The organism is Streptomyces hawaiiensis (genome assembly GCF_004803895.1).
GTDB lineage: Bacteria > Actinomycetota > Actinomycetes > Streptomycetales > Streptomycetaceae > Streptomyces > Streptomyces hawaiiensis.
Genome location: NZ_CP021978.1, coordinates 1,158,407 through 1,175,535, shown reverse-complemented (window position 1 = coordinate 1,175,535; position 17,129 = coordinate 1,158,407). Strand labels below are relative to the sequence as shown.

Here is a 17,129-nt window from a genome sequence, read left to right as displayed (position 1 = left end):
CGGCCGCTCAGTCCGCCGGGGGGATCTCGCCCGAGCCGCGGGTGATCAGCCGCGTCGGCAGCTCGATGCGCTCGGGTGTGACGAGGGCGCCGTCCAGCTGCCGGAAGAGGCGTTCCGCGGCGGTGCGGCCGATGTCCGACGCGTCCTGGGCGACGACCGTGACGCCCGGCTGGAGCAGGTCGGCGAGCTCGATGTCGTCGAAGCCGACCAGGGCGACACGGCGGGCCTGCTCGGCGAGCACCCGGATCACGGTGACCGTCACCCGGTTGTTGCCCGCGAAGATCGCCGTGACCGGGTCCGGGCCGCTCAGCATCTCCTCGGCCGCCCTGCGCACCCGCTCGGGGTCGGTGACGCCTAGGGACATCCAGGAACCCGCCACCGGTATGCCCGCGTCCTCCATCGCGGCCCGGTAGCCGCGCAACCGCTCGGCGGCGGTGTGGATGCGGGGCATGTCGCCGATGAAGCCGATCCGGCGGTGCCCGTGCGCGATGAGGTGGGCGACGCCGCCGCGGGCGCCGCCGAAGTTGTCCGACAGGACCACGTCGGCGTCGATGTGCCCGGCCGGACGGTCCACGAACACGGTGGCGACACCCGCCTTGAGCTCGGGCTCCAGATACCGGTGGTCGTCGCCGGCCGGGATCACCACCAGCCCGTCCACCCGCCGCGCGCACAGGGCCAGCACCAGTTCCTGCTCTCGGTCGGGGTCCTCCGCGCTGGAGCCGTTGATCAGCAGGGCGCCGTGCGCGCGGGCCACCTCCTCGACCGAGCGGCTCAGGGGCCCGTAGAACGGGTCCGCGAGGTCCTCCAGAACCAGGCCGATGCTCGCCGTGCGGCCCTTGCGCAGCACCCGCGCGCTGTCGTTGCGGCGGAAGCCGAGGGCGTCGATCGCCTCCTGGACCCGCCGCTCCGTCTCCGGGGTGACCCCCGGCTCCCCGTTCACGACACGGGAGACCGTCTTGAGGCCGACTCCGGCGCGTGCCGCTACGTCCTTCATGGTCGGCCGGGTTCCGTAGCGCGTTGCGGATCGGAGGGGGGTCTGGGGCACGGTGCGGTGTCCTGTCCTGTCGTCCACGGGGGTGCGTCGATCCTGGGTTTGTATGAGGATGTGGCGTCGAGCATAGAGCCTGGACAACGTTGTCAGGCTCGGGGGAGACTGTCCATCGCAATCTCCGGCCCCACGCACCGTCGCGGGACCGGTCTGCTGTTTTGCCCTGCTTGACGGCCATTCTCGGCTTGATGGCCTTTCTCGGTGTTTTTCTCATGCCCGACGGGGAGATCCGACTCTGATGCACACCGACCTCGTGGCCGCGCTCGACATCGGCGGCACCAAGATCGCCGGCGCTCTGGTGGACGGCCGCGGCCGGATCCTGGTCCGCGCCCAGCGGCCGACGCCCGCCCGGGAGGACGGCGACACCGTGATGCGGGCCGTGGAGGAGGTGCTCGGCGAGCTCACCACGTCGCCGCTGTGGGAGCGCGCCACGGCCGTCGGGATCGGCAGTGCCGGGCCCGTGGACGCCTCCGCGGGCACGGTGAGCCCGGTGAACGTACCCGGCTGGCGCGACTACCCGCTCGTCGCCCGGGTTCGGGCCGCCGCCGGGAACCTGCCCGTCGAGCTGATCGGCGACGGTGTGGCGATCACGGCGGCGGAACACTGGCAGGGCGCCGCCCGCGGCCACGACAACGCCCTGTGCATGGTCGTCTCCACGGGCGTCGGCGGTGGCCTGGTGCTCGGGGGCCGGCTGCACACCGGGCCCACCGGCAACGCGGGCCACATCGGGCACATCAGCGTGGACCTCGACGGCGATCTGTGCCCGTGCGGCTCGCACGGCTGCGTGGAGCGCATCGCGAGCGGCCCCAACATCGCCCGGCGCGCCCTGGAGAACGGCTGGCGGCCCGGTCCCGGCGGGGACACGTCGGCCGCCGCGGTGGCCCACGCCGCCCGGTCCGGTGACCCGGTCGCCGTCGCCTCCTTCGAGCGGGCCGCCCAGGCCCTGGCTGCCGGAATCGCCGCGACCGCGACCCTCGTGGAGATCGACATCGCCGTGATCGGTGGGGGAGTGGGCAAGGCGGGCGACATCCTCTTCGAGCCCCTGCGCAAGGCCCTGAGCACCTACGCGATGCTGTCCTTCGTCCGGCACCTGACCGTGGTGCCGGCGCAGATGGGCACCGACGCCGGGCTGGTGGGCGCGGCGGCGGCAGCACTGGCGAAGCGGACGGACGCGGCGGCGGCCGGGGTGTGAGACCGCCCCCGGCCGATCCGGCAGGAACGTTCAGCCTGCGGGCGTGCGGGCGTGCGGGCGTGCGGGGCGCTGGGGCGCGGGCCTGTGCGGGGGTTGCCGGGTGCGGTTGCGCGGGTTTCCGGCCTGAGGCCCGCCGGAGGCTGCCGAAACCGCCCGCGTGGGCGCGGGCGCCGGGGGCGGGGGTGAGGCCGCCGATGGGGCGGTCGCGGAGCAGCACCACGCGCGCGTGCAGGGGGTCCTCGTCGCGGTCGCGGTCGCGGACGCAGTCGTCAGGGGCCGGTGCCGGCGGGCGACGAGCAAGGCGCCGGGGGCGGCGAAGCCCACAGGGTGGAGGTCGTCGTCCTCCCGGAGCACGAGGAGCGGGCCAAGGCCCCGAACCGCCACCTGCCGGGCTGAGTGCGGGCCGATCTCGGGGGTTCGGCACCCGGTTCCTCGGAGGCGGTCGAGGTCGGCTGCGTGGGTTCCGGGGGCCGGGGCCGGCTGCCGTACCGGCTCCGTCACCGGCCGACGCCATCGGATGGCCGGGCTGGTCCGGGATAGCCGGAAATCGACCGCGTGTCCGTGTGATGTGGCACGATCGCGCTTGTGAGCAGCAGACCCGCCTCGGCGCAACACCTGCGCGACCTCGCCCGGCTGCGTCGCGTCAAGGACCGGATCGACCGGGAGCACGCCAAGCCTCTGGACGTCGAGGCGCTCGCCCGGGGCGTGCACATGTCGGCCGGGCACCTCAGCCGCGAGTTCCGCCAGGCGTACGGGGAGTCGCCGTACAGCTATCTCATGACGCGGCGCATCGAGCGCGCGATGGCGCTGCTGCGCCGGGGCGACCTCAGCGTCACCGAGGTGTGCTTCGAGGTCGGCTGCGCTTCGCTGGGTACCTTCAGCACCCGTTTCACCGAGCTGGTCGGCATGCCGCCCAGTGCCTACCGGCGCGAGGCGGCGCGCGCGACGGCGGGCATTCCGTCGTGCGTGGCGAAGCAGGTGACCAGACCGATCAGGAATCGAGAAGCGCCCGTCCCGGGCCGAAACTAGCGTGAGAGCCATGGACCTTCGGATTCACGCCAGTTTCCTTCCGCACGACGACCCGGACGCCGCCCTGGCGTTCTACCGCGACACCCTCGGCTTCGAAGTCAGAAACGACGTCGGATACGAGGGCATGCGCTGGATCACGGTCGGCCCCGCCGGCCAGCCCGGCACGAACCTCGTGCTGCACCCGCCGGCCGCCGACCCCGGCATCACCGAGGACGAACGCCGCACCATCGCCGAGATGATGGCCAAGGGCACCTACGCCAGCATCGTCCTGGCCACCACCGACGTCGACGGCACCTTCGAGCGGGTGCAGGCGGGCGACGCCGAGGTGGTCCAGGAGCCGGTGGACCAGCCCTACGGCGTGCGCGACTGCGCCTTCCGCGACCCCGCGGGCAACATGGTCCGCATCCAGCAGCTGAAGGCGTAGGAGCAGCCCCACAGCACGACGCGTCACCCCGCGGGATCCCCGTACGGCCACACAGTGGCCGTACGGGTCCCGCATCCCCCGCGCCGCCCCTCGGCACCGGCGCGGGGGAACGAGACAGTCCGAGCGCGGCAGCCCCGCCCGACAGATGGAGACACCATGAGCAAGGCCATGACGACGGACAGACAGTCGCCCGGGCCGCACGTTGCCGACAGCCATGACGTGATCCGCGTGCACGGCGCGCGCGAGAACAACCTCAGGGACGTCAGCATCGAGATCCCCAAGCGCCGGCTCACGGTGTTCACAGGCGTCTCCGGCTCGGGCAAGAGCTCGCTGGTGTTCGACACGATCGCGGCCGAGTCGCAGCGGTTGATCAACGAGACCTACAGCGCCTTCCTGCAGGGGTTCATGCCGAACCTGGCCCGTCCCGACGTCGACGTGCTGGACGGGCTGACGACCGCGATCGCCGTCGACCAGCAGCGCATGGGTTCCGACCCCCGCTCCACCGTCGGCACCGCCACCGACGCCAACGCCATGCTGCGGATCCTCTTCAGCCGGCTCGGCACGCCGCACATCGGCCCGGCCGGCGCGTTCTCCTTCAACACCGCCTCGGTCTCGGCGAGCGGCGGGTTCACCGTGGACCGCGGTGCCGACAAGACCAGGACCGAGAAGGTGTCCTTCAGCCGCACCGGCGGCATGTGCACGCGCTGCGAGGGCCGGGGGACGGTCTCCGACATCGATCTCACCCAGCTCTACGACGACTCCAAGTCGCTCTCGGAGGAACCGTTCACCATCCCCACCTACACCGGGGACGGCTGGGTGGTGCGGGTCATCGCGGAGTCGGGCTTCTTCGACAAGGAAAAGCCGATCCGCGAGTACACCAAGAAGGAGCGGCACGACTTCCTCTACCGCGAGCCGACCAAGGTGAAGATCAACGGTGTCAACCTCACCTACGAGGGACTGATCCCGAAGATCCAGAAGTCCTTCCTGTCCAAGGACCGCGAGTCGATGCAGCCGCACATCCGGGCCTTCGTGGACCGGGCGGTCACCTTCACCCGGTGCCCCGAGTGCGACGGGACCCGGCTCAGCGAGCTCGCCCGCTCCTCGAAGATCGGCAAGATCAGCATCGCCGATGCCTGCGCGATGGAGATCCGCGACCTGGCGGAGTGGGTGCGAGAGCTCGAGGAGCCGTCGGTGGCGCCGCTGCTGGCCAAGCTTCAGCACACCCTCGACTCGTTCGTGGAGATCGGCCTCGGCTACCTCTCGCTCGACCGGGCGTCGGGCACGCTCTCCGGTGGCGAGGCGCAGCGCACCAAGATGATCCGCCACCTCGGGTCCTCCCTCACCGACGTCACCTACGTCTTCGACGAGCCGTCCATCGGCCTGCACCCCCATGACATCGAGCGGATGAACAAGCTGCTCCTGCGCCTGCGCGACAAGGGCAACACCGTCCTCGTCGTGGAGCACAAGCCGGAGACGATCGCCATCGCCGACCACGTCGTGGACCTCGGCCCCGGCGCCGGCACGGCGGGCGGCACCGTCTGCTTCGAAGGCACCCTGGAGGGGTTGCGGGGCAGCGACACCGTCACCGGCCGTCACTTCGACGACCGGGCCAAGATCAAGGCGACCGTCCGCAAGCCCACCGGCGCGCTGGAGATCCGGGGCGCCACGGCGAACAACCTGCACGGCGTCGACGTCGACATCCCGCTCGGCGTCCTCACCGTCGTCACCGGCGTGGCGGGCTCCGGCAAGAGCTCGCTCGTGCACGGCTCGATCCCCGCCGACGATGGCGTGGTGGCGATCGACCAGACCCCCATCCGCGGCTCCCGGCGCAGCAACCCGGCGACGTACACCGGCCTGGCCGACCCGATCCGCAAGGCCTTCGCCAAGGCCAACGGAGTGAAGCCGGCGCTGTTCAGCGCCAACTCCGAGGGCGCCTGCCCCACCTGCAACGGCGCCGGTGTCATCTACACCGACCTGGCGATCATGCAGAGTGTCGCCACCCCCTGCGAGGAGTGCGAGGGCAGGCGGTTCGAGGCGTCGGTGCTGGAGTACCGCCTCGGCGGCCGCGACATCAGCGAGGTGCTGGCGATGCCGGTGGCCGAGGCCGAGGAGTTCTTCGGCGGCGGCGAGGCCCGCACGCCCGCCGCGCACAAGATCCTGGAGCGGCTCGCGGACGTCGGGCTCGGCTACCTCACCCTCGGCCAGCCGCTCACCACGCTGTCCGGCGGCGAGCGGCAGCGGCTCAAGCTGGCTATGCACATGGGCGAGAAGGGCGGCGTGTACGTCCTGGACGAGCCGACCACCGGTCTGCACCTGGCGGACGTGGAGCAGCTGCTCGGACTGCTCGACCGACTGGTCGACTCCGGAAAGTCGGTCATCGTGATCGAGCACCACCAGGCGGTCATGGCACACGCCGACTGGATCATCGACCTCGGCCCCGGCGCGGGCCACGACGGCGGCCGGATCGTCTTCGAGGGCACCCCGGCCGACCTCGTCGAGGCCCGCTCCACGCTGACCGGGGAGCATCTGGCGGCCTACGTGGGCGCCTGACGGAGGTCTTCGGGGGCCGTGAGGCGAGCGCTCCAGGGCCCGCCTCACGGCCCCCGTATCGAACATAAGCCGCAAATCGGGCGAATATCGGCGCCAGTCGAGGGCACTCCGTCTCCTGAATCCCCCACGGAACGGAGCCGCTGATGATCATCAAGAAGATGCACGAGATGGGCGTCCGCAGCGAGCACGCCTACATGGCCGGCATGGCCTCCATCGGTCTCAGCGTCGTCGCCTGGGTGGGCTCCCTGAAGATGGAAGCCGGCACCGGCCTCGCCCGTGCCGACCGCTGGGGCATCTTCGTCGGCGAATGGGCCCCCACCTTCTTCGGCCTCGGCCTCGCACTGTCCCACTACGAGCAGCACGACGGCACCCTCACCGCCGACGTCCACGAGTTCCGGCAGACGCGGAAGGCGGGCTGAACGGCCCAGTCCGGCGCGCGGCCGGCACCGCTCCCGCGCACCCTGGTGCCATGGCGTCCGTGAAGCCCGTCGTGGTCTACCCGCCTGCCGCGGACGGCGGCCGGCGGGTCCGTGTGGACGACCAGTTCCTCGGCATCGCCTACGGGCCGCTCGACGTCGCCGAGTTCCTGCGGCGAGCCGGGATCGAGGACGCGGACGAGGCGTACGTGGTGGCCACGGGGCTGATCGAGTGGCGCGGCGGGGGTTCCGGAGTGTGGGGCACCGACCGCGACGGTGACCCCGCGTGAAGCCCCGCTTTCGCCCGGTCGTGCGCGGCTGCGTGACTCCGGAGCGGGTCCGGCCGTTGTGTCGGGCATGAAGAAGCGCAGCATGCTCGCCATCGCCTCCCTCGCCACCGGCTTCGTCGTCGCGGCGGTCACCCCGTCCCACGCCATCGGAGAAACGCTCCCCGCCATCAACGTGGACGAGACCCTCAAGACGCTCGACCAGACCGTGGCCAGGGACGGCCTGTCCGTGGACAGGAAGGATGGCGTCCAGAAGAAGAAGAAGGGTGCCCAGAAGAAGGGTGCCCAGAAGAAGGGCTGACGAGCCGCTCCGGCTACGGCCCACGGCGTCGGCGCTCCCCGACTGAGGGGGGCGCCGGCGCCGTCGTCATGCGCCCTCAACTGCGGCTGGTTTCCGTGGCAGGGTGAAGCGGGCAAGCCTCAGGGGGCCAACAGAAGAGGGGGACCTGTGACCGTCGTCTGGATCAACGGCGCGTTCGGTGCGGGGAAGACCACCACCGCACGGGAGCTGATCGAACTGATCCCGAACAGCACGCTCTTCGACCCGGAGGTCATCGGCGGCGCGCTCGCCCACCTGCTGCCGCCCAAACGCCTCGCCGAAGCCGGCGACTTCCAGGACCTGCCGATCTGGCGACGGCTCGTGATCGACACCGCGGCCGCGATGCTCGCCGAGCTCGGCGGGACCCTGGTCGTCCCCATGACCCTGCTGCGCCAGGAGTACCGCGACGAGATCTTCGGCGGCCTGGCCGCGCGCAGGATTCCGGTCAACCACATCCTGCTCGCTCCGGCCGAAACGATACTGCGGGAGCGCATAGCGGCCCGTGAGGTTCCGCGAGACCTGCCCGACGGCGAGATACGAATACGCCAGTGGTCCTCCGACCACATCGAGCCGTACCGGGCCGCCCTCGCCTCCTGGCTCACCACGGACGCCCACCCGGTCGACACCGGCGACCTCACGCCGTACGAGACGGCCGTCCGGATCGCCGAGGCCGTCTCCAGCGGTGCCGTGCCCGTCTGCGACATCGTGCAGACGCCCGAGCCCACCGCCGAGACCGTCGCCGCCGGAGTGCTCCTCTTCGACGAGCAGGGCCGGGTGCTGCTCGTCGACCCCACGTACAAGGCCGGCTGGGAGTTCCCCGGCGGCGTCGTCGAACCCGGCGAGGCGCCCGCACGCGCCGGGATGCGCGAGGTCGCCGAGGAGACCGGCATCAGCCTCGACGAGGTGCCGAGCCTGCTCGTCGTCGACTGGGAGCGCCCCGCACCCCCCGGATACGGCGGCCTGCGCCTCCTCTTCGACGGCGGTCTCCTGCATTCCGCGGAGGCCGGCCGGCTGCTGCTGCCGGGCCCGGAGCTGCGCGCCTGGCGGTTCGTCACCGAGGAGGAGGCCGCCGAGCTGCTGCCCCCGGTGCGCTACGAGCGGCTGCGCTGGGCCCTGCGGGCACGCGAACGCGGAGCGGCGCTCTATCTGGAGGCCGGGGTGCCGGTCGGCTGACGCCGGCCCCCGTCGAAGCGCCCTTTACCCGGCGCGGGGGATTCCGAGGGAAAAGCAAGAGGAAACGGCGCCGCGGCCACGGCCAATCACTGCCCAAGGAATCTCCCGCAATCCTTCACGCTGCGGGCAATCACATTCCCCATTCTCGTCAACACTTTTCCATGAGCGCAAACAATCCCTTTTCTGACCCCTGCGCGGCTTGACCGGACTCGCACGGCATTGCGAAAGTCCGCAATGTCTCACGGCGGCACTTACGACCGCCACCCAATTTCCTTGCCCCAGGGGCAGATCCGGGATGTCCGTACGATGACCACGCAACACCAGCCGGTCGACCCCGGCGGCGGCACCGCGCTGCTGACCGAGCCGTCGACGCAGGACTCCAGACCCGGCGGCACGGTCGTCGCCGGACGCTCACCGGCCCGGATGGCCTGGAGGCGGATCAGGCGGGACAAGGTCACCACGGTTGCCCTGGCGGCCACCCTCCTGTTCATCGCGATCGCACTGCTCGCGCCGGTCCTCACCGCGGTGACCGGCTGGGGACCGATCACCCCCGACAACAAGGCGATCAATCCGGACACGGGTAATTTCCCCTACGGATCGCTGGGCGGCATCAGCGCCGAGCACCTGCTCGGCGTCGAACCGGGCACGGGATACGACCTGTTCGCCCGCATCGTCTATGGTCTGCGCACGTCCCTCTACGTGGGATTCGCCTCGGCCGTGCTGTCCACCGTGGTCGGCGTCGTGGCCGGGCTCGCCGCCGGCTATTTCGGCGGCTGGGTCGACTCCTTGCTCTCCCGCGTCATGGACGTGATGCTGGCCTTCCCGCAGCTGCTGTTCATCATCGCGCTCACCCCGGTGATCCAGAACGCGCTGCAGACCAACAGCCACGGCGGCACCGACGAGAACCTCCGGCTGCTCGTCCTGGTCCTCAACATCTCGGTCTTCGCCTGGGCGTACACCGCCCGGCTGGTGCGAGGGCAGGTGCTGTCCCTGCGCGAGCGGGAGTTCGTCGACGCCGCACGGCTGATGAGCGCCGGCCGGCGGCACATCCTCTTCCGGCAGCTGCTGCCCAACCTGTGGGCGCCGATCCTGATCTCCTTCGCGCTCGCCGTCCCGCAGAACATCACCACCGAGGCGGCCCTGTCCTACCTGGGCGTCGGCGTCATCCCGCCCAACCCCGACTGGGGAGCCCTGCTGTCGGACGCCTCCCAGTTCTTCCTGCAGGACCCGATGTACCTCTTCGTGCCCGGCGTCCTGCTCCTCCTTCTGGTCCTGGCGCTCAACCTTCTCGGGGACGGCGTCCGGGACGCCCTGGATCCCCGCGCCCGGCGCGGCTGACAAGCCACCCCCCGAGTTTCGGCCCGGCGGTCCCACGAACGACCGCCGAGCCCGTAGCAAGAAACGGAGTTTCCTCAATGACGCGCAGCACGCGCAGATCGCGCACGGTCGCTCTCACGGCAACCGCCGTGGCGATCGCCCTGGGGGCCACCGCATGCGGAGGGTCCTCCGGCAACAGCGGCAGTGGCACGCCCGGCAAGGGTGGCACCCTGACCATCCTGAACAAGGCGGACTACGACCACCTCGACCCTCAGCGCGTCTACACGACCGAGGGCCAGAGCATGGACCAGGAGATCGTCCGCACCCTCACCGGCTGGGACGAGACGGGGCCGAAGCCGAAGCTGGTCGGCGACCTGGCCACCGACACCGGAACCGCCAGCAAGGGCGCCACGGTCTGGACCTTCCACCTGCGGCACGGGGTCAAGTACCAGGACGGCACCGAGGTCACCGCACCCGACGTGAAGTACGGCGTCGAGCGGTTCTTCTCCTCCGACATCAACGGCGGCCCGCCCTACGCGGCCCAGTGGCTCGTCGGCGGCGCCGACTACAAGGGCCCGTACCAGGGCAAGGAGCTCGGCTCCATCCAGACGCCCGACAAGTACACGATCGTCTTCCACCTGAACCAACCGGTGGCCGACTTCAACGAGACAACCACGATGACCGGCTGGTCCGCCGTGCCCAAGGCCCACGACACCGGCTCGACCTACGACACCAAGGTCTGGTCCGACGGCCCGTACATGATCAAGTCGTACACCAAGAACAAGGAACTCGTTCTCGCCAAAAACCAGCACTGGTCGCAGTCGACCGACCCGATACGGCAGCAGAACGTCGACGAGATGGACGTCAAGTTCGGGCAGGACGAGGCCGCCATCGACCAGCAGCTCAAGGCCGACGCCGGCACCGCCCAGACCTCGATCCAGCAGTGGCCGATCGCGGGCTCCGACCTGTCCCAGCTCGCCAACGACCCGTCTCTGAAGAGCCGTTACTACAAGATCCCGGCGCCCGGCATCAACTACCTGGCGATCAACACCACCCGCGTCAAGGACCTCCGGGTCCGCCAGGCGATCGAGTACGCCCTCGACAAGACCACGGCCCGCGGCGCCTTCGGCGGCTCCGCGTACGGCGACTACGCCAGCACCATGCTGAGCCCCGGCATCGGCGGCTACAAGAAGTTCAACCTGTACAGCGCCAACCCGGCGGGCAACCTCGCCAAGGCCAAGGCACTGATGAAGCAGGCCGGCAACCCGAAGCCGACCATGTCGATCGCCGTGGAGAACACCGCCACCGAGGAGCACTTCGCCGACGCGGTGAAGACCGCGCTGGGACGGATCGGCATCACCGTCAACATCACCCCCATCAACGCGTCGAACTACTTCAGCACCGTCGACAACGTGAAGAACCAGTACGACCTGACCTGGGTCGACTGGATCGCCGACTGGCCGAACGCCTCCACGGTGCTGCCCACCCTCTTCGACGGCCGGCTGATCAAGAAGAACCCGCAGGCCAACCAGGACCAGTCGTACCTGAACGACCCGAAGGTCAACGCACTGATCGACAAGGCCGCGAAGATGACCGACATCACGCAGCGCAACGCGGTCTACGGCCAGATGGACGAGCAGATCCTGAAGGACGCCGCCGTGGTCCCGCTGATGTACATGAACTTCAGCGAGATGTCCGGCTCCAAGGTCGGCGGGGTCATCCCCGACTCGATCGTGGCCGAGCCGAGCCTGGTCCACGTCTACGTCAAGCACTGACGCATCTCCTCTGAACCCCGCCGGCGGTCCCGGCCGCCGGCGGGCAGCCCACTCACGTCAGGTCCCGGCACCCCATGTTTCGTTACCTCGTCAGACGCCTGCTGGCAGCGGCCCTGATCATGCTGGTGATCACCACGATCACCTTCTTCATCTTCTTCGCGCTGCCGTCCGACCCCGCACTCCTGGCCTGCGGAAAGACCTGCTCGCCCTCCCGCCTCGCCGAGATCAAGCACTCGCTGGGCCTGGACCAGAGCTACCTCACCCAGTACTGGGAGTTCCTCAAGGGACTGTTCGTCGGCCGTACCTTCGGCGACCAGAGCGTCAGCATCCACTGCGGCGCGCCCTGCCTCGGCGTCTCCTTCCAGACCGACACCCCCGTCCTGACCACGCTGCTCCAGGACTTCCCGGCGGACCTCTCCCTCGGTCTCGGCGCCGCGGTGGCGTTCCTGGTCCTGGGTGTCGGCCTCGGTACCGTCGCAGCGGTGCGCAGGGGCAGGGCCGCCGACAAGGCGGCGGTCGGACTGGCCCTGTTCGGCGTGTCGGTGCAGATCTACTTCATCGGTCTGCTCCTGCTGTACGTGTTCGTCGACAAGTTCCAGATCCTGCCGACCTCCGGCTACACGCCGATCACCGAGGACCCGGCCGGCTGGTTCGAGGGACTGATCCTGCCCTGGGCCACCCTGGTCATCGTCTACCTCGCGATGTACACCCGGCTCAGCCGCTCCTCCATGCTGGAGGTCTTCGCCGAGGACTACATGCGCACCGCCCGCGCCAAGGGCCTGCCGGCTTCCACAGTCGTCCTCAAACACGGGCTGCGGGCAGCCATCACCCCGATCATCACCATCTTCGGCATGGACGTCGGCTCCCTGATCGGCGGCTCCGCGGTCATCACCGAGTCGGTGTTCGGCATCAACGGCATCGGCAAGCTCGCGGTCGACTCCGTCCAGAACTCCGACCTGCCGGTCATCCTCGGCACCACGCTCTTCGCCGCGACGTTCGTCGTCCTCGCCAACGTCGTCGTCGACCTCGTGTACGGCCTCGTCGACCCGCGCGTTCGCCTCGCCTGAGCCCTTCTTCGTCCTTAGGAACACCCGTGTCCGTTCAGACCTCACCGCAGCCCGCGGACGTCGCGCCCGCGCCCGCACCCTTCCTCGACGTACGCGACCTGAGGGTGCACTTCCCGACCGAGGACGGCCTCGTCAAGTCGGTCGACGGCGTCTCCTTCACCCTGGAGAAGGGCAGGACCCTCGGCATCGTCGGCGAGTCCGGCTCCGGCAAGTCGGTGACCTCACTGGCCCTGCTCGGACTGCACAAGGGCACCCGTGCCCAGGTCTCCGGCGAGATCTGGCTGGAGGGCAGGGAACTCGTCGCCCTGCCCGAGGCCGGGATGCGCGCCCTGCGCGGCCGGACGGTCTCCATGATCTTCCAGGACCCGCTGTCCGCGCTGCACCCCTTCTTCACCGTCGGCTCCCAGATCGCCGAGGCCTACCGGGTGCACCACAAGGTCTCCAAAAAGGAGGCGAAGGACCGCGCGGTGGAGATGCTGAGGCGGGTCGGCATCCCGCAGCCCGAACGCCGGGTCAGGGACTACCCGCACCAGTTCTCCGGCGGTATGCGCCAGCGCGCCATGATCGCCATGTCGCTGGTGTGCGACCCCGAGCTGCTCATCGCCGACGAACCCACCACCGCCCTGGACGTCACCGTCCAGGCGCAGATCCTGGACCTGATCCGCGATCTCCAGGAGGAGTTCGGCTCCGCCGTCGTCATCATCACGCACGACCTCGGTGTGGTCGCCGACGTCGCCGACGACATCCTGGTGATGTACGGCGGCCGCCGCATCGAGTACGGCACCACCCGCGACGTCCTCAAGCAGCCCCAGCACCCCTACACCTGGGGCCTGTTGCAGTCGATGCCGCACCTCAGCGGCGATGTCGGCGAACGGCTCAACCCGATCCCCGGCACCCCGCCGAGCCTGATCAACCTGCCGGACGGCTGCTCCTTCCACCCGCGCTGCGCCTACAAGGGCTGGGTGCCGGAGGGCGGTTCCACGGCGGAGCGGCCCGAGCTGCGTCTCGTCTCCGGCAGCGGACAGCACCTCGCAGCGTGCCATCTCAGCGACGACGCCAAGCAGGAGATCCGCGGCGGGGCTGGCCCGGACGACCGGGGCGCCGCGGCCGCACGGGCCGCGCAGTGACGGCGGCGGACGAAAGGGAACATGCCGTGAGCACCACCGAGCCCCTCACCGGGCAGAGCACCGACCGCCCCGCCGGCGAGAACCTCCTGGAGGTACGCGGTCTGCAGAAGCACTTCCCGATCCGGCAGGGCATCATCTTCCAGCGGCAGATCGGGGCCGTCCGCGCCGTCGACGGCATCGACTTCTCGGTCGGGCCCGGCGAGTCGCTGGGCCTGGTCGGCGAGTCCGGCTGCGGCAAGTCGACCACGGGCCGACTGATCACCCGGCTGCTCGAACCCACCGGCGGCTCCGTCGTGTTCGACGGCGAGGACATCTCCCACCAGTCGCCCGGGCGGATGCGGGAGGCCCGCCGCAACCTCCAGATGATCTTCCAGGACCCGTACTCGTCGCTGAACCCGCGGCACACCGTCGGCACCATCATCGAGACGCCGATGCGGCTCAACGGCATCAACCCGCCGCAGGGACACAAGAAGCGCGCTCAGGAACTCCTGGAGACGGTCGGGCTCAATCCCGAGCACTACAACCGCTATCCGAACGAGTTCTCCGGCGGTCAGCGCCAGCGCATCGGCATCGCCCGCGCCCTCGCCCTGCGGCCGAAGCTGATCGTGGCCGACGAACCCGTCTCCGCGCTGGACGTCTCCATCCAGGCGCAGGTCGTCAACCTGCTCCAGGACCTCCAGCGGGAGTTCGGCATCGCCTTCCTCTTCATCGCCCACGACCTCGCCGTCGTGCGGCACTTCTCCGAGCGGGTCGCCGTGATGTACCTCGGCAAGATCGTCGAGGTCGCCGAGCGGGAGTCGCTCTACACCCGGCCCCGGCACCCCTACACGCACGCGCTGCTGTCCGCCGTACCCGAGGCCGACCCGGACGCCGTCGAGCGGCGCGAACGCATCCGGCTGGCCGGGGACGTGCCCTCGCCGATCGACCCGCCCTCCGGCTGCCGCTTCCGCACCCGCTGCTGGAAGGCACAGGCCAAATGCGCCCTCGAGGAACCGCGACTGGTGCGCGTCGAGGGCAGCCCCTCGGGTCATCTGACCGCCTGCCACTTCCCCGAGGAGCCGACCGTCGCGCCACGCGAGGAGGACATCGTCCTGGACCCGGCGCTCGGCTAGGGCCCATCGTTCGGATCATGCCGGCGTCGCGCGGCCTCAGGCCCTAGGCGGACCGCCCGAGCGCCGCGTTCCGCAGCGCCCGGGCCGCCCGCCCCGTCACCGGTTCACCGTGTCCAAAACATGCCACGTCCGCCTCCAGTCCGGCCAGGCGCAGACAGGCCGCGAGAACCTGCTCACGATCGAGGTTGAACACCCCCGGCATCACCGTGCCGTCCACGGGTGACGCGGCGACCGTGTCACCCGTGAACAGCACCCCGTGCTCCGGGAGATGGAGTGCGATGCTGCCGTGCGTGTGCCCCGGGACATGCACGACCTGCGCCCCGCCGCCCACGTCCAGCACGTCGCCGTCGGACACCTCGGTGACCTGCCGGGGCCGGGCGAAGTCGCCCTCGGGCAGGAGCTTCGCGGCCTGCTCGTGCAGCGGCCGCTCCCAGTCCTCGAACACCGGCGGCGGGCCCGGGACGTCCCCGCGTACGGCAGGCGCGTCGAGCCGGTGGGCCAGCACCTCGGCGCCGCTCAGCGCGGCGAACTCGCCCGCCCCGCCCGCGTGGTCCTCGTGGAAGTGGGTGAGCACGATCCGCCGCACGTCCCGGGGGTGCAGCCCGAGGGCGGTCACCGCCTCGGCGATCGGGGCGCCGGAGCCGGCCGGGCCGGCGTCGACCAGCGTCAGTTCACCGCCGTCGCGCCAGAGGTAGGCCTGACCGACCGGGAAGCGCAGCAGATGCAGGCGGGGGAGCAGCTCGATGACGTCCATGGGACGACCGTAGGCAAGGCCCCCGTCCGAGGACGAGGGCCTTGGCTGAGGGCAGAGCGGTCAGCTCGCCGCGTAGTTCCGCAGGAACAGCGCCTCCGCCACCGACAGCCGCTCCAGCTCCTCGGGGGACACGCTCTCGTTGACCGCGTGGATCTGGGCCTCCGGCTCGCTCAGCCCGATGAGCAGGATCTCCGCACGCGGGTAGAGGGCGGCCAGCGTGTTGCACAGCGGGATGGAGCCACCCTGCCCCGCGTACTGCATCTCCTGCCCCGGGTAGGCCACCGCCATCGCGGCCGCCATGGCCTGGTAGGCAGGGCTGGTGGTGTCGGCGCGGAACGGCTGGCCCTGGCCGACCTGCTCGATACTCACCCGCGCACCCCACGGTGTGTGCGCCTCCAGGTGCGCCTGGAGCAGCTTGGTCGCCGCGCCCGCGTCCGCCCCCGGCGGCACCCGCAGGCTGATCAGCGCACGGGCGCTCGCCTGCACGGACGGGGTGGCCCCCACGACCGGCGGGCAGTCGATGCCGATGACCGTGACGGCCGGCCGCGCCCAGATCCGGTCGGCGACCGATCCGGACCCGATCAGCTCCACACCGTCCAGAACCTTGGCGTCCTGCCGGAACTGCTCCTCCTCGTACTGCAGCCCCTCCCAGTCCGCGCCCCCGGAGAGCCCCTCGACGGTCGTCGAACCGTCCTCGGCGCGCAGCGAGTCCAGCACGCGGATCAGGGCGGCCAGCGCGTCGGGCGCGGCACCGCCGAACTGGCCCGAGTGCAGGTTGCCCGCGAGCGTGTCGACCCGCAGCCGCACCAGCGTCATGCCGCGCAGGGTGGAGGTGACGGTCGGCAGGCCGACTCGGAAGTTGCCCGCGTCGCCGATGACGATCGTGTCCGCCTCCAGCAGCTCCGGGTGCTCCTCGGCGTACCGCTCCAGACCGCCCGTGCCCATCTCCTCCGAGCCCTCGGCGATCACCTTGACGCCGACGGGCACGCCGCCGTTCGCCTTCAGCGCGCGCAGCGCCAGCAGGTGCATGATCAGGCCGCCCTTGCAGTCGGCTGCCCCACGCCCGTACCAGCGCCCGTCCCGCTCGGTCAGCTCGAACGGCGGTGTCGTCCAGGCGGCCTCGTCCAGCGGCGGCTGCACGTCGTAGTGGGCGTAGAGCAGGACGGTCTTCGCGCCCGCCGGACCGGGCAGGTAGCCGTAGACCGACTGCGTGCCGTCCGGGGTGTCGAGCAGGGCCACGTCCTCGAAGCCCTCGGCGGCGAGCGCGTCCGCGACCCAGCGGGCGGCGCCCTCGCTCTCACTCCTCGGGAACTGGTCGAAGTCAGCCACCGACCGGAAGGCCACCAGTTCGGTGAGCTCCTCCCTCGCCCTGGGCATCAGCGAGGCGACGGTCTCGGCGACCGGATTCGACGACATGGGCACGCTCCTCGTGGGTGCGACGTTGTACGGATGCGTACCTCTCGGTACGCGGTGATCGTGTGGTGCGGGCGCGGCTCCTTGTAAGGGCCGCCCACGTCGCCGATCCTCCCACAGCGGCCT

At 70.6% G+C, this 17,129-nt stretch carries 16 protein-coding genes; 13 read left to right on the top strand and 3 right to left on the bottom strand.

The genetic code is table 11. The annotated features are described in order from the left end of the window. Positions 1 to 7: 7 nt before the first annotated feature. Positions 8 to 1,072 (bottom strand): LacI family DNA-binding transcriptional regulator, encoded by a 1,065-nt coding sequence (locus tag CEB94_RS05455; RefSeq protein WP_175431080.1) that lies wholly within the window; start codon positions 1,070 to 1,072, stop codon positions 8 to 10. Positions 1,073 to 1,286: 214 nt separating this feature from the next. Between CEB94_RS05455 and CEB94_RS05450 the strand changes: the two genes are divergently transcribed. The 13 genes from CEB94_RS05450 (at position 1,287) to CEB94_RS05390 (ending at position 14,836) form a co-directional block, all read left to right on the top strand. Continuing rightward, positions 1,287 to 2,240 carry an ROK family protein gene (locus CEB94_RS05450; protein WP_175431079.1) on the top strand — a complete coding sequence of 318 codons (954 nt, stop codon included), beginning with the start codon at positions 1,287 to 1,289 and terminating at the stop codon, positions 2,238 to 2,240. 585 nt (positions 2,241 to 2,825) lie between these two features. Next, positions 2,826 to 3,269 carry a helix-turn-helix transcriptional regulator gene (locus CEB94_RS05445; protein ID WP_175431078.1) on the top strand — a complete coding sequence of 148 codons (444 nt, stop codon included), beginning with the start codon at positions 2,826 to 2,828 and terminating at the stop codon, positions 3,267 to 3,269. Positions 3,270 to 3,279: 10 nt separating this feature from the next. After that, positions 3,280 to 3,693: a VOC family protein gene (locus CEB94_RS05440; protein WP_175431077.1), complete on the top strand. Its 414-nt coding sequence runs from the start codon at positions 3,280 to 3,282 to the stop codon at positions 3,691 to 3,693. Positions 3,694 to 3,849: 156 nt separating this feature from the next. Beyond that, positions 3,850 to 6,243 (top strand): ATP-binding cassette domain-containing protein, encoded by a 2,394-nt coding sequence (locus CEB94_RS05435; protein WP_175431076.1) that lies wholly within the window; start codon positions 3,850 to 3,852, stop codon positions 6,241 to 6,243. Between the two features lie 143 nt (positions 6,244 to 6,386). Beyond that, positions 6,387 to 6,662, top strand: coding sequence for a hypothetical protein (locus tag CEB94_RS05430; RefSeq protein WP_175431075.1), 276 nt, complete (start codon positions 6,387 to 6,389; stop codon positions 6,660 to 6,662). A gap of 50 nt (positions 6,663 to 6,712) precedes the next feature. Continuing rightward, complete coding sequence (locus tag CEB94_RS05425) at positions 6,713 to 6,949, top strand: hypothetical protein (RefSeq protein WP_175431074.1); 237 nt, start codon at positions 6,713 to 6,715, stop codon at positions 6,947 to 6,949. Between the two features lie 67 nt (positions 6,950 to 7,016). Then, positions 7,017 to 7,247 carry a hypothetical protein gene (locus CEB94_RS05420; protein WP_175431073.1) on the top strand — a complete coding sequence of 77 codons (231 nt, stop codon included), beginning with the start codon at positions 7,017 to 7,019 and terminating at the stop codon, positions 7,245 to 7,247. Positions 7,248 to 7,394: 147 nt separating this feature from the next. Further along, positions 7,395 to 8,438: an NUDIX hydrolase gene (locus tag CEB94_RS05415; RefSeq protein WP_175431072.1), complete on the top strand. Its 1,044-nt coding sequence runs from the start codon at positions 7,395 to 7,397 to the stop codon at positions 8,436 to 8,438. A gap of 306 nt (positions 8,439 to 8,744) precedes the next feature. Next, positions 8,745 to 9,776 carry an ABC transporter permease gene (locus tag CEB94_RS05410; RefSeq protein ID WP_175431071.1) on the top strand — a complete coding sequence of 344 codons (1,032 nt, stop codon included), beginning with the start codon at positions 8,745 to 8,747 and terminating at the stop codon, positions 9,774 to 9,776. 77 nt (positions 9,777 to 9,853) lie between these two features. Then, positions 9,854 to 11,530, top strand: a complete 1,677-nt coding sequence (locus CEB94_RS05405; RefSeq protein WP_175431070.1) for an ABC transporter substrate-binding protein — start codon at positions 9,854 to 9,856, stop codon at positions 11,528 to 11,530. Positions 11,531 to 11,604: 74 nt separating this feature from the next. After that, complete coding sequence (locus CEB94_RS05400) at positions 11,605 to 12,597, top strand: ABC transporter permease (RefSeq protein WP_175431069.1); 993 nt, start codon at positions 11,605 to 11,607, stop codon at positions 12,595 to 12,597. A 26-nt stretch (positions 12,598 to 12,623) separates the two neighbouring features. Continuing rightward, complete coding sequence (locus CEB94_RS05395) at positions 12,624 to 13,724, top strand: ABC transporter ATP-binding protein (protein ID WP_175431068.1); 1,101 nt, start codon at positions 12,624 to 12,626, stop codon at positions 13,722 to 13,724. A gap of 26 nt (positions 13,725 to 13,750) precedes the next feature. Continuing rightward, positions 13,751 to 14,836: an ABC transporter ATP-binding protein gene (locus CEB94_RS05390; protein WP_175431067.1), complete on the top strand. Its 1,086-nt coding sequence runs from the start codon at positions 13,751 to 13,753 to the stop codon at positions 14,834 to 14,836. 43 nt (positions 14,837 to 14,879) lie between these two features. On the opposite strand, the gene CEB94_RS05385 is transcribed toward CEB94_RS05390, so the two are convergent. Further along, positions 14,880 to 15,590 carry an MBL fold metallo-hydrolase gene (locus CEB94_RS05385; RefSeq protein ID WP_175431066.1) on the bottom strand — a complete coding sequence of 237 codons (711 nt, stop codon included), beginning with the start codon at positions 15,588 to 15,590 and terminating at the stop codon, positions 14,880 to 14,882. Between the two features lie 60 nt (positions 15,591 to 15,650). Continuing rightward, positions 15,651 to 17,006, bottom strand: a complete 1,356-nt coding sequence (locus CEB94_RS05380) for a dipeptidase (protein ID WP_175431065.1) — start codon at positions 17,004 to 17,006, stop codon at positions 15,651 to 15,653. Positions 17,007 to 17,129 lie beyond the last annotated feature (123 nt).